Below are 1,683 nucleotides of genomic sequence, written 5' to 3'. Positions count from 1 at the left end.
GGCTTCCCTTTAATCTTGTAAATATTTAATAATCAACACATTGCCAATAAAATAACCCCGAAGAAGTGTCAATACTGGCAATTTTCGGGGTTTTTCTGTATTTTGTTACTGCTAAGAAAATAAAATACTCATGCAATATACACTGTTTAGTCTTGAATCTCCAACTTTTCATAAGTTGTACTTATTTAAGAATACGACGATTCTTGGAAAAATTCACCAAACTATTGATTGGGATTCTCTTGAAAAGCTTTTGCCTAAGAAAACTACGATTGTTGGAGCACCTTCATGGTTGCCAACTAAAGGACTTTTCGCTCTTATGTTTTTAAAACATTACACAGGGTTAAGTGATGAAAAGTTACTTGAATGTTTTCATACCAACTGGGCAATGCAAATGTTTTGTGGAACTTTACTGTCTGATAATGAAAGGATTAAAGATAACGCCTTTGTGTCAAGAGTAAGGTCTTATTTGGGAGACCATTTAGATTTGAATCTATTCCAAAGTGTGATGATTAATAGTTGGAAGTCTGAAATTCCTGATAAAAATGTGCTATTAATGGATGCTACCTGTTATGAAGTTTATCTTCGAATTCCTACCGACGTGAAGTTACTTTGGGAATCTTGTACATGGCTGTGGGAGAAACAGATTCCTGCTTTATGCACAAGCAATAAAATCAAATTGCCGAGGTCTAAATACAAAGACCAAAAGATAAAACAGTTGACTTACAGCAAACTTAGAAAGAAGATTCATCGAAAAACCTACTCCAGAAAACGTTCACTTTTAAAGCTACTAAATAAAGGTATTTTAACACTCAATGAACTCCTAGAAAAAGTTAAATCTAAGGGATTTTCAGAAAAGGATTCAGAAGTATTTCAAACTATTAAAGTGGTTTATGAGCAACAAAAACATCTTTTTGAAGTGCCTAAAGCAAAGGTTAGTGACCGTATTGTAAGTATCTATAAGCCTTATATTCGCCCTATTGTTAGAGGCAAAGAAAATAAACCAGTAGAGTATGGCATCAAGGTTCACATCAATCAAGTTGGCGGAATTAACATCATTGAACATGCAAGTTACAATGCTTTCAATGAATGCAAGAGATTGAAAGAGAGTGTAGTAAGGCATAAAAAAATGATTGGAGAATGTTCTCATGTAGCAGCCGATGGAATTTATCCCACCAATGAGAATCGTACATTTTTAAGAGAAGAAGGGATACAACATAATTTTTGTAGAAAAGGTAGAGGGAAAGATGATAAAGAAACTAAGCAGATGAAAGGTATCCTTAATAAAGAAAGGAGTACTCGTCTAGAAGGGAGTTTTGGCACTGAAAAGGAGCATTATCTTTTACGCAGAATAAAGGCAAGGAGTCAAAAGACGGAAATCATCTGGCTATATTTTGGCGTATATACAGCCAATACTGTTAGGATTAGCAATCGAAGGCAAGAAAAGAGTCAGCAAGCACAGAAAATAGCAGCCTAACATAAATCTTATAGGACAATAAATAACCACTCAACAAGCTGGTATGATAAAACGTTGACCAGTTTTTGCAGAAAATCAAGACTAAAAGCAAAAATCAAACAAAATTGTATTTTTTAAATAAAGCACCTCAGATGAAAGCAAAAATCCACCCAGAACATGAGTGGATTTTATCGTAAAGCAATATCGAAAAACAATTTTCAAGGGAAGCC

General features: G+C 34.2%; 1 protein-coding gene. It reads left to right on the top strand.

The window, feature by feature from the left end:
• Positions 1–130: 130 nt before the first annotated feature.
• Positions 131–1,474, top strand: coding sequence for a transposase (locus VB776_RS24430; protein WP_323699461.1), 1,344 nt, complete (start codon positions 131–133; stop codon positions 1,472–1,474).
• The last annotated feature ends 209 nt before the right edge of the window (positions 1,475–1,683 follow it).

It is taken from the genome of Arcicella gelida (assembly GCF_034931025.1).
In the GTDB taxonomy this organism is placed as follows: domain Bacteria; phylum Bacteroidota; class Bacteroidia; order Cytophagales; family Spirosomataceae; genus Arcicella; species Arcicella gelida.
This window is presented reverse-complemented; position numbering and strand designations above follow the sequence as displayed.